The organism is Pseudomonas sp. MWU16-30323 (assembly GCF_020515595.1).
Taxonomy (GTDB): domain Bacteria; phylum Pseudomonadota; class Gammaproteobacteria; order Pseudomonadales; family Pseudomonadaceae; genus Aquipseudomonas; species Aquipseudomonas yamanorum.
The window spans coordinates 229,869-250,025 of record NZ_JAIWYM010000003.1 but is presented as its reverse complement, the minus strand read 5'-3'; the positions used below and the strand labels follow the sequence as shown (position 1 = coordinate 250,025).

Annotated in this window: 13 protein-coding genes; 8 read left to right on the top strand and 5 right to left on the bottom strand. The window is 61.6% G+C overall.

Going from position 1 to position 20,157, the window contains the following annotated elements; genetic code table 11:
- Positions 1 to 14: 14 nt before the first annotated feature.
- Complete coding sequence (locus LIY45_RS06080) at positions 15 to 5,591, bottom strand: DUF6543 domain-containing protein (protein WP_226475668.1); 5,577 nt, start codon at positions 5,589 to 5,591, stop codon at positions 15 to 17.
- 203 nt (positions 5,592 to 5,794) lie between these two features.
- Between LIY45_RS06080 and LIY45_RS06075 the strand changes: the two genes are divergently transcribed.
- Positions 5,795 to 6,814 carry an alpha/beta hydrolase gene (locus LIY45_RS06075; protein WP_226475667.1) on the top strand — a complete coding sequence of 340 codons (1,020 nt, stop codon included), beginning with the start codon at positions 5,795 to 5,797 and terminating at the stop codon, positions 6,812 to 6,814.
- Between the two features lie 62 nt (positions 6,815 to 6,876).
- Positions 6,877 to 7,530, top strand: coding sequence for a DsbA family oxidoreductase (locus LIY45_RS06070; RefSeq protein ID WP_226475666.1), 654 nt, complete (start codon positions 6,877 to 6,879; stop codon positions 7,528 to 7,530).
- A 559-nt stretch (positions 7,531 to 8,089) separates the two neighbouring features.
- Here the strand turns inward: LIY45_RS06070 and LIY45_RS06065 are convergent.
- Entirely contained in the window at positions 8,090 to 8,860 is a 771-nt protein-coding gene (locus tag LIY45_RS06065) for a MipA/OmpV family protein (protein WP_226475665.1), read from the bottom strand.
- Between the two features lie 229 nt (positions 8,861 to 9,089).
- Between LIY45_RS06065 and LIY45_RS06060 the strand changes: the two genes are divergently transcribed.
- The 6 genes from LIY45_RS06060 to LIY45_RS06035 are packed head-to-tail and all read left to right on the top strand — an operon-like array spanning position 9,090 to position 16,350.
- The gene (locus LIY45_RS06060; RefSeq protein ID WP_026078301.1) at positions 9,090 to 9,794 is read left to right on the top strand and encodes an MtnX-like HAD-IB family phosphatase; all 705 of its coding nucleotides are present in this window, start codon (positions 9,090 to 9,092) and stop codon (positions 9,792 to 9,794) included.
- The gene (locus tag LIY45_RS06055) at positions 9,787 to 11,181 is read left to right on the top strand and encodes an aminotransferase class III-fold pyridoxal phosphate-dependent enzyme (protein ID WP_003216473.1); all 1,395 of its coding nucleotides are present in this window, start codon (positions 9,787 to 9,789) and stop codon (positions 11,179 to 11,181) included. Before LIY45_RS06060 ends, LIY45_RS06055 begins: the two co-directional genes overlap by 8 nt.
- Positions 11,178 to 12,044: an alpha/beta fold hydrolase gene (locus LIY45_RS06050; protein ID WP_226475664.1), complete on the top strand. Its 867-nt coding sequence runs from the start codon at positions 11,178 to 11,180 to the stop codon at positions 12,042 to 12,044. Before LIY45_RS06055 ends, LIY45_RS06050 begins: the two co-directional genes overlap by 4 nt.
- A 16-nt stretch (positions 12,045 to 12,060) precedes the next feature.
- On the top strand, positions 12,061 to 13,185 hold the full coding sequence (locus LIY45_RS06045; protein ID WP_226475663.1) for a GNAT family N-acetyltransferase: 1,125 nt from the start codon (positions 12,061 to 12,063) through the stop codon (positions 13,183 to 13,185).
- Complete coding sequence (locus LIY45_RS06040; protein ID WP_226475662.1) at positions 13,185 to 14,963, top strand: HAMP domain-containing sensor histidine kinase; 1,779 nt, start codon at positions 13,185 to 13,187, stop codon at positions 14,961 to 14,963. The genes LIY45_RS06045 and LIY45_RS06040 overlap by 1 nt, the downstream gene beginning before the upstream one ends.
- On the top strand, positions 14,953 to 16,350 hold the full coding sequence (locus LIY45_RS06035; RefSeq protein WP_226475661.1) for a sigma-54 dependent transcriptional regulator: 1,398 nt from the start codon (positions 14,953 to 14,955) through the stop codon (positions 16,348 to 16,350). The genes LIY45_RS06040 and LIY45_RS06035 overlap by 11 nt, the downstream gene beginning before the upstream one ends.
- A gap of 144 nt (positions 16,351 to 16,494) precedes the next feature.
- Here LIY45_RS06035 and LIY45_RS06030 read toward each other — a convergent pair whose 3' ends face one another.
- The 3 genes from LIY45_RS06030 to LIY45_RS06020 are packed head-to-tail and all read right to left on the bottom strand — an operon-like array spanning position 16,495 to position 20,081.
- Complete coding sequence (locus tag LIY45_RS06030; RefSeq protein ID WP_177325549.1) at positions 16,495 to 16,824, bottom strand: GlpM family protein; 330 nt, start codon at positions 16,822 to 16,824, stop codon at positions 16,495 to 16,497.
- A gap of 18 nt (positions 16,825 to 16,842) precedes the next feature.
- Positions 16,843 to 18,183, bottom strand: a complete 1,341-nt coding sequence (locus tag LIY45_RS06025; RefSeq protein WP_017480108.1) for a sigma-54 dependent transcriptional regulator — start codon at positions 18,181 to 18,183, stop codon at positions 16,843 to 16,845.
- The gene (locus tag LIY45_RS06020) at positions 18,180 to 20,081 is read right to left on the bottom strand and encodes a sensor histidine kinase (protein ID WP_226475660.1); all 1,902 of its coding nucleotides are present in this window, start codon (positions 20,079 to 20,081) and stop codon (positions 18,180 to 18,182) included. Before LIY45_RS06020 ends, LIY45_RS06025 begins: the two co-directional genes overlap by 4 nt.
- Positions 20,082 to 20,157: the final 76 nt, after the last annotated feature.

The window sequence follows — 20,157 nt, the reverse complement described above, 5'->3', positions numbered from 1 at the left end:
AAGTCCCGCCGCCTTCACACCCCGGCAAAGTGCCGGGTGGCCAGCGGTCGCCCGATATTGCCGCGCCAGATCGGATCCACCGTGGCCCCGGCTTGCGCCTGGGCGACTTGCCATTGCAGGCCCAGGTTGCGCTGCTCGGGGATCTTCAAGTGGGCCTTGATGAACTCGTCGAACTGCGCCCCGGCCTTTTCGTAATGAAAATGCGCATACCACAGGGGGACGGGCGGCGTTTGTGTCAGGTCCTGAACCACGTATTCCTGAAGAAAATCCGCCCGTCCTTTCTTGCCTTCATTGAGGTTGCGAGCCGGTTCACCCTTGCGAATATCCACCACCCGTTGTTCGCGAAGGTAGTCCAGATAACCTTCGGTGGGGGTTTTGCTGGCGAGGGTCTGGCGGATGCGCAGGTTGCGGCCCTTGATGGTCAGTTCCGCGGCCTTGGCACGCAGTAGGCGCACGAGTTTTTCGGTGGGGTCCAGGCGTTCCAGGCGATTGGCCCGCAAGTTCAACTCGGCCGCTTCGCTGACCAGCAGGTGCTCCAGGTCCACCGGCAGCATTTTTTGCTCGATATAGGCGATGACGCGGCTTTCGTACTGCGCGACGTTGTCCAGGCGAGCCCTGGCTTCGCTCGCCACGAACTGCTTGACGTTGGATTCCGGCGGCGCGGGCTCCGAGGCGGCACTGTCCTTGAGCCGGGACTTGCCGCCGGGACCCTTGATCCAGGTCTCGGTCGGCCCTCTGGCGTTCTCCACCCGGTAGGTGGTGGCCTGGGTTTGCGGGTCGATGCTTTCGGTACCCACCAGGGAAATATTGTCCTCGGTATCGAATACTCGCCGCACAGGTTGCCCGGCTGCTGGGCGGCTTGCTGGCGACTCCTTGATGGCGCGGCGGGCCAGTTCGATCATCTGGTCAATGTCGACGAAAAACGCGCTGAGTTGCGCCTGATCGAAATGCTGCGGGTAACCGAGATTCCAGGCGCGGATGGTCAGCCGGAATTGTTCATAGGCCTGTATGCAGTCCTCCAGCACCTTGCGCCGCTGTGTGATGTTGGCACTGGCGTTGGGCAGTTCAAAATGCGAGGCCTGGGCCCGGCTGACCTTGGCATAGCTGTCCCGGGCCTGGGCCCGCAGGTACCACCAGGACAGCTCGGTCACTTCGGGGTATACCTCAAGGGTGTCGAAGCGGTGCGCCAACCTCAGGTGCATGCGGTAGCTGTCGTTGAGCACGCGTCGGAACTGTTCCAGCATCGGGCTCAGCCGGCCACGGTGGGCGGTGTCAGTCACTTTTTCGAACCAGCGGTTGAAGTGCGAAAAGTCGGCATCAATGAGGTCCAGGTCGCGCAGAATCTCGCTGCTGATCCTTTTACGTTGCCGCAGGATGTTCAACACGGCGGGAACAAGCTCCGGGGTGTCGAAGACCTCGGGGGCGATGGTGGTCATGTTGTGGGGGCGAAGCTCCAGGACCTGCGCCTCGATGCGCCTGAAATGGTAGCGCGCCCTGTTCAGGGTGGTCAGCGTCAGGCGCGCGGCATTGCGGCTCATGTCCTCTCTGATCGCGCGCTGGCGGTTGCCGCTGGTGAAGGGCGCGAACTCGGTCAGTTCCTGATACTGGCGGCTGTACAGTTCGATGTCCTGTTCGAAGGATCTGCGGATCGCCGGATCTGATGGGTTGGCCCGGGCCATCAGTTCTTCGGTTCGGTTAATGGAGCTCGCAATCAAGTCTTCGCGGCTGTTGATAGTGTTGGCCAGCGCCTGTCGGCGGCGCAGGGCGCGGTCGGTCCACCAGCGCGGCAAGTAATCACGAATCGACTGGGGCCACATCGGATCAAGCACTTCGGCCATATGCCCGAGCACGCTGCCGCCACCCGCCAGGCCACCCTTGAATGCGCTGCCGTAGACGCCGTAGTGGGTGTCCCATTCACCGTTTTCATCCAGGGCAATCGGCTGCTTGTAGGTTTTGCTGCGGGTCGGGCTCAGGCGCCAGTCCAGGGGATCGCCGGCCAGCTCAACTTGGTAGATGCGCCCGCGCCGCACGATGAAGTCGCCTTCGGTATGCCGGTACACGTTGCGATAGAACCCGTGGGTTTGAGGTTGCAGCCCGGCCAGCGAGATCACCCCTTCATATTCATAACCGGCGAAACGCTGTGCCGCCCGTCGAGCCTGGGTGACCGAGGACAGGTGCAGGCTGGCGGCGCTGCTGGCCAGATGGCGCAATTGACGCTGGCGGGTGGCGGCGCGGACGTTGACTGGCAGGGCGAGGGTGCCCGGCAGAATGTCCATGGCGCAGTCGATCAGCGACAACAGCACCGCTTCGACCTCGGCCAGGCCATGGCCGACGTTCCCGCGCAAGAAGGCGGCAGTCGCCAGGTTGGCACTGGACCAGGCGTCATACAACGCGACGACCGAGCCCACGAAAGGCACCAGCCCCAGGGCGATTTTCAAGTAGTTGAAGATCAGCCCGGCGCGCAACGCATTCTGCTCCAGCAACAAGGCCGCGTTGGAGCGCGAGGTCGCGCGATGCGCTTCTATGACCCGTCCCATATGGGCGTTCAGCAAATGGGCGGCCAGCGACGTGGTGGCCGGCCAGGGGGTTCCGACGGCAAAGATCGGATCAAAATTCCGTTGCTGGGCCTGGGCGATCCGGGCGAGGTGGGCGGCGGTGTCGCCTTTGATGGCCAAGCCTGCCAGGTAGGCGCTCATGCCGCTGCCCAGGCTGAGGTCGTAGAGTGCCTTGCGGGCCAGTTCCAGGCTCGGGTAACGCCGCAGGTCCTGGTTATCCGGGCTGTTCGGCAGGTACAGCAGGGTCAGGCCGGAGACTTGTTCCTGAATAAAGGTGACCCCCGACAGGGTGGTCGGACCGAAGTCGGTATCTTCCCCGCCCGCGCTCAGCGTGGCCGGCAGCAGCACGATTTTCTTGCCCTCCACCTGCCAGGCTCCCGCGTTGTCGGCGTCGATGGCGATGTTCAGCAGCCGCAGATCGTTGTCGTCGAATCGCCCCAGGGCCCGGGCGCGTTTGCCTTGCAACATGAGCATCAGGCGCAGGGGCTCGGTCAGGCATTCGCGCCGGTGCTGGTTGGTGAAAGGCGCCGCCGCGGGATCACCGAGGAAGGTACGGGTGATCAAGCTTTCGTAAGCCCCGGCAAGGTCGAGTTCCTTGACCAGGGTTTTCAGGTATTCCAGGGACAGGCCGGTGGTCAGCCGGGTGGTTTCAAGGGCGTCGGGGCCGGTGACATCGAGCTTCATGTAGGTCAGGCGCTGGGCCAGCGTCGGGTCGATGTTTTGCTGGGCCAGTTGCAACAACGACAGCGTGCTGCGGCGTGAACTGGGCACCGTCACATACTTGAACGGTGTACCCGGGCCCGCATACTCGGACAGGTATTCGCGCTCCTGGCTGACCGCGTCAGGCAGGTCCAACTGCACCGACCAGGCGTGTTCAAGTTGGAAGTCTTCGCGCAGGCGCTGATCCAGGCGGCGCTGGCCGAAATCATCGAAGGGCTCAAGCTCACGCTCAAGCAATTGCTGCGAGCGATGCAGGGCGCTGATCTGCGCTTGAACCAGGCGTTTGAGCGCCAGGCGTTCATTCGCCGGCAACTGGCTCAACTCCCCAGGCAGTGCCCCGGCCAGGGTGGCGCTGCGTTGTTGCTCGAGCAGCTGTCCGTAGGCCAGCTCACGCGCCGGGTTCACTGGGGTTTGCAGGGTGAACAGGGTTTGTTCCTTAAGCTTGTCCAGGCCTTCGGCGCGCTCCTGGGCGAACGGTGGCACCGGGAAAAGCGAGATCAGCGCATACGCCTTTTGTTCGCTGGCGTACAGCTGCTGTTGCAACGAGTATTCAATCGGGTCGCCGGTCAGCAGCGACAGTTGCAGGGTGACGTCCTGCGCTTCGCTCGACAGCTTGAACAGGGCGTGTTCCAGGGCTTGGCGGGATTCGAAGCGCTGCAGGCCCCCCGCGTTGCCGGGCCAGTAGAGCAACAGGCTGTGTGGGGCCGAAGCGCTCAAGGCACTGGTCTGGGTGATGAGCAGCAGGCCCGTCAGCTCCTCTGGGCCTTCCTTTGGGGCACGGCCGGAGAGTATCAGGCGGGTAACTGCGACAGCCGGGCGGCGTTCCGGGGCCGCAGGGTGCTCCGCGACAGCCAGGAGCAGGCGATGTTCTTCATCGCTGATCTGTTGGAGCGCGTGCTGGATGGCGCCCTCGGCGCGCAGGGCGGCGATCCGCGCCTGATAGAGCGCGTCATAGTGCGGATTGGGTTTTTGCCGCAGCTCAAGTTGATCGAAGGCGGCTTTTTTTGCCAGCAGGCCGCTGGCGGCATCATTGCCGGCTTGCTCTGCGTCTTTCAGCGCTTGCATCAAACCCTTCAACTGCGCCAGCCGGGCTGGTTGCTCAGGGCCATCGCCCAGGAAGCGTTCCAGTGCGCTGCGTTGTTGCTTGATCGCGGCCCAGCGCTGGTCCAGGGCAATGTCGGCGCTGAGGTGGCCGAAGGGCAGGGCAGGAGGCAGGTCGTCAGCGTCCGGGCCGGGCGTACCTGCCGGTTGAGGCGGTGCGATGAGTATCGGGATTTCCCGGCGCTGGCTGTCCAGGCGGTCGGCATCATCCAGGGCGTGTCTGGCGAAACGAGCCAGGTCGCTGCCATTGCGATGGCGGTTGCGCAGGCTTTCCAGTTGAGCCGCGTGCAAGTGCGACAGCAGGTCCAGAATGCCGTGCTCCAGCGCTTCAGTGCGCGAGCTGTATTCGACGGTGACCGCGTCCGCCGCGACATCCGGCGGTACCAGTTGCTGATCCGCCGCGACCAGCCACCGCTCCATGTCGCTGCGTTGGCTGAACACCATCACGCCGGGTTGCCGGCAGGGCAGGTACAGGGTTTGAGTCAGCAACGGCTCCTGGCGCACGGTGATGACCCAGGCGCCAGGCAGTTTGACCTTGCTCTGGTCGGGCAGCCGCAACGCCAGCTGGCAGGTCTCGACGGGGCGTACGCCATTGGGGGCAGTGATCGGGTTGAGGACTGTCTGCAACGATATCAGTTGTTGGGCACTCAGCTTTCCCTGGGCGTAGGTCAATTGCCCACAGGCTTCGAAATGCTGGCAGTACAGGTGTGCAGCCCGCTCGCGACGGGACAACGGCGTGCCCGGTGCCCGGGTATTCCAGTAGTTCTCCCAGCGCACACTGAGCAATTTCCTCAGGTCCAGTGCCTGGAGCCGCTTGAGTACTTGCACGGGCGTGAGGGCTGACAGGCTGTGGGACGCCAGGCCGACCACGGTGCTGCGGGCATCCAGGGTGGGGGAGATGTCTGGAAACTGGCAGATAAATCCCCAGGCATCCACCAGGCTGACGAAGTGCTCGTCGTGATCTTCAGTCTTGAGAAAACCCAGGCCGACCGGTGCGGCGCCCAGTTGCCAATGCTCTATGAGCAGTTGTTCGATGGAGTCGCGTACGCCCGGCGCCTGGGCGATAAGTGCATGCAGCTCCTGCTGGCTTTCGCGCGAGCGCGCGGAGGCTTGCAGGGACAGGCTTTGGTCCTGGAGGCGGGCCTGGCCTGGAAGCGACGGCGAGGCGAAGTCGCTCAGGGTGGCAGGTAAGGGAAGTAGGGTCAGGTCACTCATGATGGTGTGTTCATGCTCTGGTAAGACCGGGCTTGCCGGTGAATGCACCATTAAAGAGGCGGGGCCGGGGCGTGAGGTGATAGATAGATACGCTGATGACCGTTGGGCGCCCTTCATCAAACTGTCACTGAACTGTGGCAGCGCGCTTGTACAAACTTCATCAGACTCGCGCTCTACTGGGGTTCTGTGTTTCGGTGTTTTTCATGCGCATGTTTTTTTTCATGGCCGCTCTGTTATTCGGCCTGCCGTCCTTTGCGGCTTCTCGATGTGATGTGAATGTTCCGACTGAACGGGTCGATGTGGAACAGGTGAGCCTGGCCTACCAGAGCATTGGTCGCGCCTCCGACCCGGCCTTGCTGCTGGTGATGGGCCTGGGCGGGCAGTTGATTCACTGGCCGGACGAAGTGGTGGTGGCCCTGTGTGAGCAGGGCTTTCGGGTGATTCGTTATGACAACCGTGATGTCGGGCTGTCCACCTGGCGCCAGGCACCGGCCAGTGCCAACCTGACGTTCGAAGTGCTGCGCTACAAACTTGGCCTTCCAGTAGCGGCGCCCTACACCCTGACCGACATGGCGGACGACGCACTGGGCCTGATGGACGGCTTGCACATCCAGCAATTCCACGTCTTGGGCGCAAGCATGGGCGGCATGATCGCCCAGCACCTGGCGGCCATGGCGCCGCAACGGGTGGAAAGCCTGACCCTGATCATGACCAGCTCCGGCGCCGAAGGCCTGCCGGCACCGAGTGCGGCGTTGGTACAACTGTTGTCGCGCCGCAGCGCGCCCAATCGTGAAGTGGCCCTGGAACAACAGGCCGACCTGCTGGCGGCGCTGGGCAGTCCTTATGTGAAGGATGATCGCAAGGTGCTGTTGCAGCAGGCGGCGCAGTCTTACGACCGGGCGTTCAACCCTGACGGTGTGAAGCGCCAGATCATGGCGATCCTTGCCGAACCGAGCCGCGTGCCGTTGCTCAATCAACTGCGGGTGCCGACCCTGGTGGTGCATGGCACGGCCGATCCGTTGTTGCCGGTGATGCACGGGGTTCACCTGGCGGCACATATCCAGGGCAGCCAGTTACGGCTGATCCCGGGGCTGGCCCATCGCTTCCAGGAGGCGTTCAAGGCGCCGTTGCTGGCGGCGGTCTTGCCCTATTTGCAAGAGCATCGGCAGGATGCGGCGCATTGGGCGCAGATCGACACGGTGGTGCCCGCGAAGGTTTTGTAAGGGCTTGACGGGGTGTATCGTGGGACCTTTCCGGCGTTTAATGCCAGCGAGGTTGCCTAGTCATGAGTACTCCCCTGAAAATCGATTTCGTCAGCGACGTGTCGTGTCCCTGGTGCATCATCGGCCTGCGTGGCTTGACCGAGGCCCTGGACCAGCTGGGTCCGGAGGTGCAGGCCGAGATTCATTTCCAGCCTTTCGAGCTGAACCCGAACATGGCTGCTGAAGGCCAGAACATTACCGAGCACATCACTGAAAAGTACGGCTCCACGGCTGAGCAGTCCCAGGCTAACCGGGCGCGGATTCGTGATATGGGCGCGCAGTTGGGGTTTGCGTTTCGCACCGATGGGCAGAGCCGTATCTACAACACGTTTGATGCGCATCGTCTGTTGCATTGGGCGGGGCTTGAGGGGTTGCAGTACAACCTCAAGGAAGCGCTGTTCAAGGCGTACTTTACGGATCAGCAGGACCCGTCGGATCACCGGACGTTGGCGGGGATTGCCGAGGGTGTTGGGCTGGATCGTGTACGGGCGGAGGAAATTCTGGCTTCGGATGAATATGCCGCCGAGGTGCGGGAGCAGGAGCAGTTGTGGGTGTCTCGTGGGGTGACTTCTGTGCCTACGATCGTGTTCAACGATCAGTATGCGGTGAGTGGCGGGCAGCCGGCTGAGGCGTTTGTCGGGGCGATTCGGCAGATTATCAGTGAGGCCAAGGGCTGAACGGCAGTCAGATCAAAAGCAAAAGCACAGCGGCCTACCGACCGGCTTGAGTGTTAAAAGCAAAGGCAAAGGCCAGAGCGAAAGCAAATCTGCTTTTCTGTGGGAGCTGGCTTGCCTGCGATGCAGACACCTCGGTGCATCAGGTGTACCCAGTTGATGCTATCGCAGGCAAGCCAGCTCCCACATTTGGACCGTGCCCGCTTTAGCTTTTGATTTTGCTGTTGCTTCACCACACTCAAGCCGGCCGGTAGGCCGCTGTGCTTTTGATCTGCTTTTGATCTTGATCTTAGGCGCCCCGTTAAACCACGCTGGCCGAACGCAGGCTTTGGAGCGTGGGTAACCTGGCAGGACGCCAGGTTAGCCGTCCTGGGCCATGGATGGCCCATGACGGCGGCCCACGGTCCAAAGCCGGAGTGAGGGCACACCGAGCCTAGGCGAGGTGCCGAGTGGTGGGGCAAGAGCGTTTTGCTTACTTTTGCGCTTTTCAAAAGTGAGCCGCTGTAAGAGCGGAACCGTCAGCAGCCCTTACCGCAGCAACGGATATGCCCCTTCCCCCAGCTCAATCAAACTTATAGCTGATCGCAGTCTGCACCTGCCCCTGATTCACATCCCCGGTCTCCTTGACGATACTGCTATTGGCCGCCGACCCCACCAAGTGAATCCAGCTGGCACTGGTCAACAGCGACCACTTCGCATCCAGGGGAAACTCAAAACTCTGGGTCAACGTCAGGTTCTGAAACCCGGCACTGGCGTTATACGGCCGAAACCCCGAAGCCGCCGCCTCATTGGCATCCACCCCAAAAAACGTCTGTGCCTGCCGAGCATCGGCGAAATGCGCCATCAAGCCCGTGCTGCCAATAATCCCGCCACCCAACGGATACCCCAACTCGCCGCCGAGCTTACCCACCACGCCACTTTGATCATGCCCACCGCCCACGGCCTGACCCACCTGTGCATACACCCGCCAGAACTCGGCCGGAGCGTACTGAATGAAGCCCCCGACCTCCGCCATATCCGGAACGTCCCGCAAACCCCGCAACGAACCGTTCGCCGTCCGCCCCGGCAAGTAGTTGATATAAGGCCCGGCAGTAAAGCCCTGGGTATTGAGGGCGCTCCAGGTCAACCCATCGTCGCTACCCAGGCTGACACTTCCCCAATCCAGGTCGAAATAAGGAATCGGCTGCGTTTCGTAGCGGCTGCCCGTTGGATCATGGGGTTGATAGCTGACGCCCACGCCCGCTTCACCGGTAATCCCGTCCGCCAGCGCGGTGCTCGAAACACCCCACAGTCCAAATAAACCGGCAAATACAGCAAAAGTAACCCTGAACATGAAGCCCTATCCTTTTGTGAACATGCGCGCATGAACGCGCAAACGCCCTGCCTTAGGCAAGCACTCATCTAGGTTGTAGCAAGCTACAAAAATTGTAGCCGGTTTCGACACAACGACACGTCGATACCCGCCAAACCCTTTGAAAACGGGGGATGGTGGCACTTGGCACACTCCATGCTCTATCCCCTGCAAGCGCAACAGCGCGTTCCTACTTAATAGGTAAATGCAGATGATCCAATGGCATATCGTGTGTGACTTCGACGGGACCATCACTCCCACCGACGTCATCGACAACGTCCTCCAACGCTTCGCCGGCCCAGAGTGGGAAACCATCGAGCAGGAATGGCTGGATGGGCACATCGGTTCGCGCGAATGCCTGAGCCGTCAATTGGCGCTGATCAAGGCGACCCCGGCCGAGTTGCTGGCGTATTTCGACAGTGTCGAGATCGACCCGGACTTCCCGGATTTCGTCGACCACGTCATGGGCCTGGGCGCCTCCATTGAAGTGGTCAGTGATGGCATTGAGCAAGGCATCGCGCGGATTCTGTCGCGCAACTACGTGACCTTGTTGCCGATCCTCGCCAACCGCCTGCGCCAGGTCGACCAGAACAGCTGGCGCATCGACTTCCCGTATTCCAGCGACGCCTGCCGCGCCGCTTCCGGCAACTGCAAGTGCAAGTCCACGCCGCGCAACAAGCGCGTGCTGGTGATCGGCGACGGCAAGTCCGACATGTGCGTGGCCTCCACCGCTGACTTCGTCTTCGCCAAAGCCAGCCTGGCCGACTACTGCGAAACCAACAACATCCCTTACGCGCGGTTCGACACCTTCGCCGAACTGCCGGCATTGCTGGCCAAGCTGCCTCAGGGCATCGCCGCCAACGCCAATGCTTTCAGCACCTCTTCCGACAATCAGGAACTCTTCCACCATGTCTGATATCCGCATCGCTACCGCAGAAGACCAGGTTCTTCTGGATAAAGAAGCCAAGTACTGCTCCTACGGCGATACCGTTCACTACATCGACCCGCCACGTATTTTCAGCCGTTGCGAAGGCTCCTACGTGTGGGACACCGAAGACCAGGCTTACCTCGACCTGCAAATGTGGTACTCGGCCGTTAACTTCGGTTACGCCAACCCGCGCCTGAACAACGCGCTGAAACAGCAGATCGACACCCTGCCGCAAATCGCCAGCCAGTACCTGCACAAAGGCAAGATCGAGCTGTCGGAAATGATCGCAGTCGACGCCAAGAAGAAATTCGGCCTCGACGGTCGCGTGCACTTCAACGTGGGCGGTTCGCAGTCCATCGAAGACTCCCTGAAGGTTGTGCGTAACGCCACCAACGGCAAGAGCCTGATGTTCGCCTTCGAAGGCGGCTACCACGGCCGTACCCTCGGCGCTTCGTCGATCACCTCGAGCTACCGCTACCGTCGTCGCTACGGCCACTTCGGCGAGCGCGCCAACTTCATCCCGTTCCCGTACCACTTCCGTGGCCCGAAAGGCATGACCAAGGAAGAATACGGCAGCCACTGCGTGCAGCAGTTCGCCCGTCTGTTCGAAACTGAATACAACGGCGTGTGGGACCCGAAAGTCGGCCAGAGCGAATACGCGGCCTTCTACGTCGAGCCGATCCAGGGCACCGGCGGCTACGTGATCCCGCCGATGAACTTCTACAGCGAGCTCAAGCAGGTCCTCGACCAGCACGGCATCCTGATGGTCGTCGACGAAATCCAGATGGGCTTCTGGCGTACCGGCAAGCTGTGGTCGATCGAACACTTCGACGTCAAGCCGGACGTGATCGTCTTCGGCAAGGCACTGACCAACGGCCTGAACCCGCTGGGTGGCATCTGGGCCAAGGAAGAGTTGATCAACCCTAAGATCTTCCCGCCAGGCTCCACCCACTCCACCTTCGCGTCCAACCCGTTGGGCACCGCGGTAGGCCTGGAAATGTTCAAGATGACCAGCGAAGTCGACTACGGCGCGATGGTCATGGCCAAGGGCAAATACTTCCTGGCCGGTCTGCAAGAGCTGCAGAAGCGCTTCCCGATCATCGGCGACGTCGATGGCCTGGGCCTGGCCCTGCGCTGCGAAATCTGCGGCCCGGACGGCTTCACTCCGGACAAGGCGACCCTGGACTACATGGTCGAGGAAGGCATGAAGGGCGACATGGTGGTTGACGGTCAGAAACTCGGCCTGATCCTCGACGTGGGCGGCTACTACAAAAACGTGATCACCCTGGCTCCATCGCTGGAAATCAGCTACCCGGAAATCGACCTGGGCCTGAAGCTGCTCGAGCAACTGCTTGTGCGAGCGACCAAACGGTGATTAGCCACGAGATCGACCTCGGTGAAGGTGATGCCGGCTTCGTTCTCGGTAGCGGTCCGGTCGGGATCCTGTTGATCCACGGCCTGACGGGCACCCCGACGGAACTCCGTCGGGTGGCCCAGGGTTTGGCCAAGGCCGGGAACTACACGGTGTACGTGCCGACCCTGGCCGGGCACTGCGGGGACAACAGCGACCTGCAAGCCACCGGCTGGCAGGACTGGTACGAAGGCGTGCGCAAGACGTTCGTCGGCGTGAAACAGCGCCACGAGCAGGTGTTTGTCGGCGGTCTGTCGATGGGCGCGGTGATGTCGATGTACGTGGCGTCGCAGTTCCCGGGCCAGGTCGACGGCTTGCTGATGTACTCCACCACCTTGAAGTACGACGGCTGGAGCATCAACAAACTGGCGTTCCTGACGCCGTTGCTGATGAAGATTCCGTTTGGCGTACACATTTGCAGCTTTGAGGAAAAACCTCCCTACGGCATCAAGAACGAGCGCCTGCGGGCTATCGTTGAGCGGCAGATGAAGGAAGGGGAGAGCAGCCAGGCGGGTCTCTTGACCATGGAAGGCATCACCGTGCGCGAGTTGCACCGGATGAATGCCGTGGTGAAGAAGCTCATGCCGTCGATCAAGACCCCGGCGTTGGTCCTGCATTCCATCGAGGATGACATCACCAGCCGCTGGAACGCCGATTACGTGGAACGCCACCTCGGCGGCCCCGTGACCAAGATCCTGCTGGACAACTGCTACCACATGATCACCGTCGACCTGCAATACCGCCGGGTGATTGAGTTGAGTGCCGAGTTTATCGGGCAACACGCACATGCCATTGAGGCACCTGAAGATTATCGACAGTTGGCTTGAACCCTAAGGATCAGACGTGATTACCGCCCAAGCCTTTTCGACCATTCGGGCCATCGAACGCAGTGCCTGGAACGACTGTTTTCCCGATGCCCTGGAGGATTGGGACTATTACGTGGTCGTGGAAAATGCCGCTATCGATGATTTTCAGTGGCGCTATCTTGCGGTGTTTGACGATGCAACGTTGGTAGCGGTCGCGCCGGCGTTCATCACGCGTTATCGCCTCGACACGACAGTGTCGGGCGTAGGTAAGCGCTTTACCGAGCGCCTGGAGCGACTGTGGCCGGGTGTTTTGAAGTTGGGCCTGTATGCCATCGGTTCGCCGGTGGCAGAACAGTGCAATGCGGGTATCGCCAGCCACGTTCCCGAATCAGGGCGCGAGGCGTTGCTTGCGCAATTGCTCGCTGCCGCGCGCCAGGATGCCGATGCATTGGGTGTTGGGCTGGTGGCGGTCAAGGACGCACCGACCAAGGATGAAGCCTGGTCAAACAGCTGCCTTGGCGCGGGCTTCCAGAGCATGCCCAGCCTGCCAACGGCTTTATTGCCGATCCCTTTTGGTTCAGTGGACGCCTACCTGGGTTCCCTGGACAAAGCCACCCGCAAGGACTTGCGCCGCAAACTGCGTGCGCCAAGCCCTCGTGTTGAGTGGCGACGTAATATCGACGACGTACTGCCGCGTATCATGGCGTTGTATGAGGCCACCCTGGAACGCTCCGACCTGCAGTTCGAGCGACTGCCGGCAGGCTATTTCACCGGTATCCTTGAACAGCTGCAAGAACGTGCGGTCTGTGTGCTTTATTGGGTGGACGAGCAACTGGTAGCGTTCAACCTTATCCTGCTCAACCAGGATCGCCTGATTGACAAGTTTTTCGGCGAAGACAGTGATTACAGCCGCGAATACAACCTGGCTGTGCGCAGTTGGCTAACCAATGTCGAGTACTGCATTCGCAACAATATTGCGTTATATGAATGCGGTCAGGCCGGCTATGCCAGCAAGCTGCTGCTGGGCTGCGAGTTCCAGGGCAACAGCATGTTTTTCCGCCACCGTAACTGGCTGGTCAACCGTGCGCTGTTTGTAGCGAAAGTGTTTCTCCGACCGGATCGATCCGACCCTGCCATGGCTGCTGCGATAAGCGAAACCTGATGATCAACAAGACCCGCCCAAAAGCCCGCCCCTTTGCCATTTCGCGTTGGAGCGTCCAGCGCAAGCTGGTGTTGGCGTTCTGGCTGGTCACCGTGATTCCGACGATGATCGCGGCGGAGCTTGCCGCGACGACGTTGTCGCAGATCTTCGACAGCAACGTGCGTATCTGGCTGCAGGAGTCGACCAAGATCGTCAAGGACGAGATCGGCGACATCCTCCACGACAACGCCCGGGTCGCCCAGCTGTTCCTGCGCTACACCAAGCCGCCGTCGTCGCGCCAGGCCGCCAAGCACGACAAGCTGACCGCTGACATTGCCGCCGCCACCGACATCGACGTGGTCGCGTTGATCCGCAGCAGTGACCACAAGATCGTGTTCACCACCGCCGCCGACGACATCGTCAAGCAAATCAACCTGGCGAGTAATGCGGTGTTGCAGACAGTCCAGGTGGCGGGTGTGACCACCGGCGTGGTGGTGTCCACCTTTGAGACCAGCGAGGACGGTGTCGACTATCAGCTGCTGGTGGCCACGTACCTGGACAGCAGTTTCCTGACCAGCGTGGCCGATGTGCATTCCCTCGACCTGCGCCTGTACCTGGCCAATCCCAACGGCTTCTCGGAGATTTTCGCCACCCAGCGCTTCGTTGATCACCCCAGCCGGATTCCTTCGAGTATCGAAGCCGCGCTGCGCAGTACCAAGCAGCCCAGCGAACAGTTCACCAGTAACTACAGCGGTTTGTACTGGCCGATCTTCAATGATGCCGGCGAGCTGCAAGGGGTGATCTTCAGTGGCTTGCTGCGGCACACCAGCCTGGTGGGCCTGGTGAACCAGAGCAATCTGTTCGTGTTGATCTTCCTGCTCAGCTCGGCGTTGTCCCTCGGTGCCGGCATGTTGGTGTCCCAGCGCCTGACCCGGCCGTTGCGGGAACTGTCCGAAGGCGTCAGTGCGGTGATCTCGGGCAACTATCAGCACCGTGTGGCAGTCAGCGGCGGCGACGAACTGGCGCAACTGAGCAGCACCTTCAACCACATGACCGAGCGCCTCGGTGAGTTGCATCACCTGGAAGCGCAGCTGCGCCGCCGTGACCGTTTGCACGCCCTGGGGGAAGTGGCCATGGGCCTGGCCCACGAAATTCGCAACCCGCTGGGCATTATCAAGACCGCCACCCAGTTGCTGCACCGCCGCGCCGATTTGCCGGAAACCGACAAGCGCCACCTCGAATACGTGATCAGTGAGGTCAGCCGGATCAACGACCTGATCACCGAATTCCTCGACTTCGCCAAACCCAGTGCGCCGTTGCGCACGGTGCAAGCGGCACGGCCGGTGGTGGAGGACATCCTGGGCTTCTGCGGGCCAGAGTTGTCGACCCATAACATCGACGCCCATATCGAAGACCAGGCCCCCGGCGCGACGATCTACGCCGATGCCAAGCAACTCAAGCAGGCGTGCCTCAACCTGATTCTCAACGCCATCGATGCCATGCCCGAAGGCGGCCGCCTGACCCTGGGCATCCGCAGTGTGAGTGGCAACACGGTGATCAGCATCGCCGATACCGGCGAGGGCATTCCGTCGGACATGATCGAGCGGATCTTCACGCCATTCGTCACCACCAAGGCCTCGGGTACCGGCTTGGGTCTGGCCAAAGTCTTCTCGATCATGGAAAGTCATGACGGCAGCATCGAATGTGTCAGCGAGAAAGATGCCGGCGCCACCTTCAGCCTGTACATTCCGGCTCAGGGTGCAGACGACGGCGATGATGAGGATGGTGATGACGCATAACGTATTGGTAGTCGATGACGAACCCAAGCTCTGTGACTTGCTGTCGTCGGCCTTGAGCCAGAGCGGGATCCAGGTGTTTACCGCCGGTAACGGCCTGCACGCGCTCAAGGTGCTGGAGCAGGAAGACATCGACCTGGTGATCAGCGACTGGCGCATGCCCGGCATGGACGGGCCGGCGCTGCTGGCGGAAATCAAGGTGCGTTACCCCCACCTGCCGGTGATCGTGATGACCGCCTACAGCACCGTGAAAAACGCGGTGCAGTCGATGCGCAACGGCGCCTACGACTACATCGCCAAGCCGTTCGACATCGACGAGCTGGACATCACCGTGGCCAAGGCCCTGCAGTTTCGCGACATCATGCGCGACAACGCACGCATGCGTGCCGAGCTGGATGAGCAGGCGCAGTTCGACAGCCTGGTGGGCGATAGCCCGGCGTTTCGCCGCGTGCTGCACGCCGTGGACTCGGTGCGCGACAGCAACGCTACGGTGCTGCTGACCGGCGAAAGCGGCACCGGCAAAGAGATGGTCGCCCGTGCCATCCACAAACACGGCAATCGTGCCGACAAGCCGTTTGTGGCGGTCAATTGCGCGGCGATTCCCGAAGGCTTGCTGGAAAGCGAGATGTTCGGCCACCGCAAGGGCGCTTTCACCGGCGCCGTGGCGGACCGGGTCGGGCGCTTCCAGCAGGCGGACAAGGGCACACTGTTTCTGGATGAAGTGGGTGACATGCCGTTGGCGTTGCAGGCGAAAATCCTGCGGGCCTTACAGGAGCGGGTGATCGAGCCGGTGGGCGACCCGCGGGAGCGCAAGGTGGACGTGCGGGTGATCGCCGCCACCAACAAGAATTTGCTGGATGCGGTGGCGAACAAAGAGTTTCGTGAAGACCTTTACTACCGCCTCAATGTGTTCCCGATTCCGCTGCCGGCCCTGCGTGAGCGAGTGGAAGACATCGCGCCGCTGGCTCGGCACTTTGCCCAGACCTTGAGTGCTACGGCGGGTAAACGCATCACCGGTTTCAGCCCTGAGGCATTGCAGGCCATGGCGGCGTATTCCTGGCCGGGCAATATTCGAGAGCTGCAGAACTGCGTGGAGCGGGCAACCATCGTTGCGGCGACGCCGGTGATCGAGGACATTGATTTGCCGGCGTATCTGTTTGCTTCGATGCCAGCTGAAGACGGGGTGGGTGCGATCCTCAGCAACGGGTCGGGTGTGCCGCACGACCTGGATGCGGCGCTGGCGGAGGTGGAGAAGGCTTACATCATGGCGGCGTTGCAGGAGAGCAACGGGGTGCAGGCTGCGGCGGCGCAGAAGATCGGGATTTCCGAGCGCAGTTTTTGGTATCGGTTGAAGAAGCTGGGGATTCAGGTGGACAAGATTGTTCGCTGAGAGTGGTGACACAATCTTCAAGGCAACACCGATCAAATGTGGGAGCGGGCTTGCTCGCGAAAGCGGTGGTTCAGTCAGCACATATATTGACTGGCACGCCGTCTTCGCGAGCAAGCCCGCTCCCACATTTTCGACTGAGGTGTGTCAGGCGTGAATTCTGACCCACACACTCACTAACACCGTAGCCGCCATCAGCCACGCCACCGCCGCCACCGCCAGCGAAGCTTCCAGGCGCATCCGGTCGACCATCACATACAACGTCGCCAGGTACACAAAGTACGGAATGATCGACCACATCCCGAACACGATGGTGGTCTTCAGATCCTCCACCGAGCGGCCCTTGCCGACGATGTAATGCGCAATCAACGCGAACGTGGGAAACAGCGGCACCAACCCTGCAATGTAATAATTTTTGGTCTTGGCCAGCGCCGCCAGAATCAGCACTACCCCTGCGCCCAATGCCGCCTTCAGCAATAAATCCACAATGCGCTCCTAGTGGCTCAGCCCGTATTTCTTGACCTTGTCGAACAGCGTGGTCTTGGCCATCCCCAGTTCCTGGCTGGCCTGGGTCAGATTGCCACCGCTGCGCTGCAACGCGTCATTGAGCAGGTTGCGCTCGAAGGCTTCCACTGCCTCGGTGAAGGCCAGACCGTGGTTGCCGCTGCTGGCGCCGCTCTTTTTAAAGGCCGGCAAACCCAGGGCAAACCGCTCGGCGACGTTGCGCAGTTCACGCACGTTGCCCGGCCAGTCATGGCTCATCAGGCTGGACAGGGTCTGGTTGTCGAGGTCCGGCGCGGTGCGGTCGAAACGCAACGACGACTGCTGCAGGAAGTGTTCGAACAATTGCAGGATGTCTTCCCGGCGTTCCCGCAAGGGCGGCAGTTCCAGGGTTACCACGTTGAGGCGGTAGTACAGGTCGCTGCGGAATTGGTTGGCGCGGCTCAGGTCGTCGAGGTCGGACTTGGTGGCGGCGATCACCCGGCAATCCACGGCCACGCTCTGGTTCGAGCCCAGGCGTTCCAGGGTGCGTTCCTGCAATACCCGCAGCAGTTTGATCTGCAGGTTCATCGGCATGCTTTCCACTTCGTCGAGGAACAGCGTGCCCTCGTGGGCGTGTTCGATCTTGCCGATGCGGCGCTTGCCCGCGCCGGTAAACGCGTTGGCTTCGTGGCCGAAGATTTCGCTTTCGAACAGGTTCTCCGGCAGGCCACCGCAGTTCAAGGCAACGAACTGGTGGGAATGACGTCGGCTGAAATCATGCAGGCAACGGGCGACCAGTTCCTTGCCGGTGCCGGTCTCGCCTTCGATCAGCACGTTGGCCGAAGTGTCGGCGACGTTGGCGATCAACTCCCGCAGGTTTTGCATGGCCGGGGAGCGGCCGATGATTCGGCCTTCGAGGGAGTCGCGCTCGGCCAGTTGCCGACGCAGCGACCAGACTTCCCGGGCCAGCCCGCGTTGCTCCAGGGCGCGACGGGCAACGTCCACCAGACGCTCGGGCGAGAAGGGTTTTTCCATGAAGTCATAGGCGCCGTTGCGCATCGCGCCCACGGCCATGGAAATATCGCCATGGCCGGTGATCAGCACCACCGGCAGGCTTTTATCCAAGGCTTTGAGGCGAGTCAGCAGCTCCAGGCCGTCAATGCCCGGCAGGCGAATATCGCTGATGACGATGCCGGCGAAGTTTTCGCCGACACGGGTCAGGGCTTCTTCGGCACTGGCCACGCCCACGCTGGGAATGTCTTCCAGGGCCAGGGCTTGCTGGCAGCCGAGCAGTACATGGGGGTCGTCTTCGACGATCAGGACGGTCAGGTCGGTGTTTTTTTCTGCGTTCATTTCGACTCGACTTGTTGAGGGCTCGCCAGCGGCAAACTCAGGACAAAGGCAGTACCACCGCTGGCCGGGTGCTCGACGGCAAGGTTGCCGCCGGTGGCGGCCGCGAGGCTGGCCGACAGCGTCAGGCCCAGGCCCAGGCCTTGTTCGCCGGGTTTGGTGGTAAAGAACGGTTCGAACAAATGCTTGCGGGCTTCGGGATCAATACCGTGGCCGTTATCGCGCACCTGCAGGCGGTATTTGCCGTCGACGATGTCGCCTTCCAGCCACAGCTCGGGGGCCGGTTGCGCCTGCATGGCGTCCAGGGCGTTGCCGATCAGGTTGACCAGGATCTGCTCCAGGCGCGTCTGGTCGATCTGCAATTGCGCGCTGGTGAAGTGGCGGTGCACCGTCAGTGGCAAGGTTTCCAGGCGACTGCCGAGGATCTGGAACGTAGCGTCCACCGCCTTGCCCAGGTTGGCTTCGCCCTGATCATCACCGCGCCGGGCAAAGGAGCGCAGGCTGGCGGTGATGCGGCCCATGCGGTCGATCAGTTCGTTGATGGTCTTGAGGTTGGCACTGGCGGTGTCCAGCGCCCCACGCTCAAGGAAACGCACGGTGTTGCCCGACAGGGTGCGCAAGGCGGCCAGTGGCTGGTTCAATTCGTGGGCGATGCTGGTGGACATCTGGCCGATGGCCGCGAGTTTGCCGGCCTGCACCAGTTCGTCCTGGGCCCGGCGCAGGGTTTCCTCGGCCTGGCGCCGCTCGCGAATCTGGCTCTTGAGCCGCTCGTTGCTGGCCCGCAGGTCGGTGGTGCGTTCGGCAATCCGTCGTTCCAGCTGGTTATTGGCTTCCTGCAGGGCTTCCCGGGCGGCGAGGCGGGTGGCAATCACCTTGCGCCGCTCGTTCCAGGCAATCAGCAGAAATGCCACCAGTGCAAAGGCCACTGCCACCAGGATTCCCTGGTTGATGGCGGCCCGGCGCAGATCGTTCAGCGGGGTGAGCAGGGTGAAATTCCAGGGGGTGTCGTTCAGTGGACGGGTCTGTGCCAGGTAGCTGACCTCATGCTCGTCTGCCACCACTTCGCTGTTGGCCGGGAAGGTTAATTTCTCGGTGCCTTCATTGAGACGCTCGCGGGCCAGTGGTTCCAGCTCGTTGAGCGTCGCCCAGTAATATTGCAGGCTGTGGGCGAGGCGGTCCTTGGTGTCATCGCTCAGTGGTCGCACGGACTTGAGGCGACGGGCCGGGTCGCTGGAGAGAATGATGATGCCGTTCTCGTCACTGACGAAGGCCTCCAGGCGCGCCCGCTGCCAGCGCTCTTCCAGCGCTTCCAGGCGGACCTTGACCACGGCAACGCCGATGATCTTGCCGTGCTCTTCCAGGCCATGGGCCAGGTAATAGCCGGGTTCGCCGTTGGTGCTGCCGATGCCGTAGAACCGGCCGGGCTGGCCGCGCACGGCATTCTGGAAATAGGCACGGAATGACAGGTCTTCACCCTGGTAACTGTCGGCGTCGCGCCAGTTACTGGTCGCCAGCACGCGGCCGGTGGTGTCCATCACGTAAATCGCCCGGCTGCGACTGCGCCGGTTCAGGCCTTCGAGGTAGTCGTTGACGGTTTTGCGGGTTTCTTGATTCGGGTCGGCCAACAGCTTGGAGACGCTGGATTCCAGCTCCAGGAGACTGGGCAGGTAGGTGTATTTGCTGAGCTCGCTCTCGACGGTGCGAGCGTGCAATTCCAGCTGGCGTTCGCCGGTATCGCTGAGGGTGCGGATCCCATAGAACTCACTGATCCAGAAGCCGATGTAACCCAGTCCGATCATCAGGGCGATGATCAGCGGCGGCAGGAACAACTGGCGAATCAGACGAGGCTTCACGGCAAGTGATGGCGGCGCGGCGCGAAAGAGGTTGGGGTCGCATTTCATCACAGATGCCTTGGGTCAACCAGAGCTGCCAGCTTGCGCGGTCCCGTGTGGGAGCAGGCTTGTGTGGGAGCCGGGC

Bases quoted from the DNA above. Each gene is read 5' to 3' on its own strand.
- LIY45_RS06080 (WP_226475668.1), bottom strand. From the start codon at position 5,591: ATGAGTGACCTGACCCTACTTCCCTTACCTGCCACCCTGAGCGACTTC.
- LIY45_RS06075 (WP_226475667.1), top strand. From the start codon at position 5,795: ATGCGCATGTTTTTTTTCATGGCCGCTCTGTTATTCGGCCTGCCGTCC.
- LIY45_RS06070 (WP_226475666.1), top strand. From the start codon at position 6,877: ATGAGTACTCCCCTGAAAATCGATTTCGTCAGCGACGTGTCGTGTCCC.
- LIY45_RS06065 (WP_226475665.1), bottom strand. From the start codon at position 8,860: ATGTTCAGGGTTACTTTTGCTGTATTTGCCGGTTTATTTGGACTGTGG.
- LIY45_RS06060 (WP_026078301.1), top strand. From the start codon at position 9,090: ATGATCCAATGGCATATCGTGTGTGACTTCGACGGGACCATCACTCCC.
- LIY45_RS06055 (WP_003216473.1), top strand. From the start codon at position 9,787: ATGTCTGATATCCGCATCGCTACCGCAGAAGACCAGGTTCTTCTGGAT.
- LIY45_RS06040 (WP_226475662.1), top strand. From the start codon at position 13,185: ATGATCAACAAGACCCGCCCAAAAGCCCGCCCCTTTGCCATTTCGCGT.
- LIY45_RS06035 (WP_226475661.1), top strand. From the start codon at position 14,953: ATGACGCATAACGTATTGGTAGTCGATGACGAACCCAAGCTCTGTGAC.
- LIY45_RS06025 (WP_017480108.1), bottom strand. From the start codon at position 18,183: ATGAACGCAGAAAAAAACACCGACCTGACCGTCCTGATCGTCGAAGAC.
- LIY45_RS06020 (WP_226475660.1), bottom strand. From the start codon at position 20,081: ATGAAATGCGACCCCAACCTCTTTCGCGCCGCGCCGCCATCACTTGCC.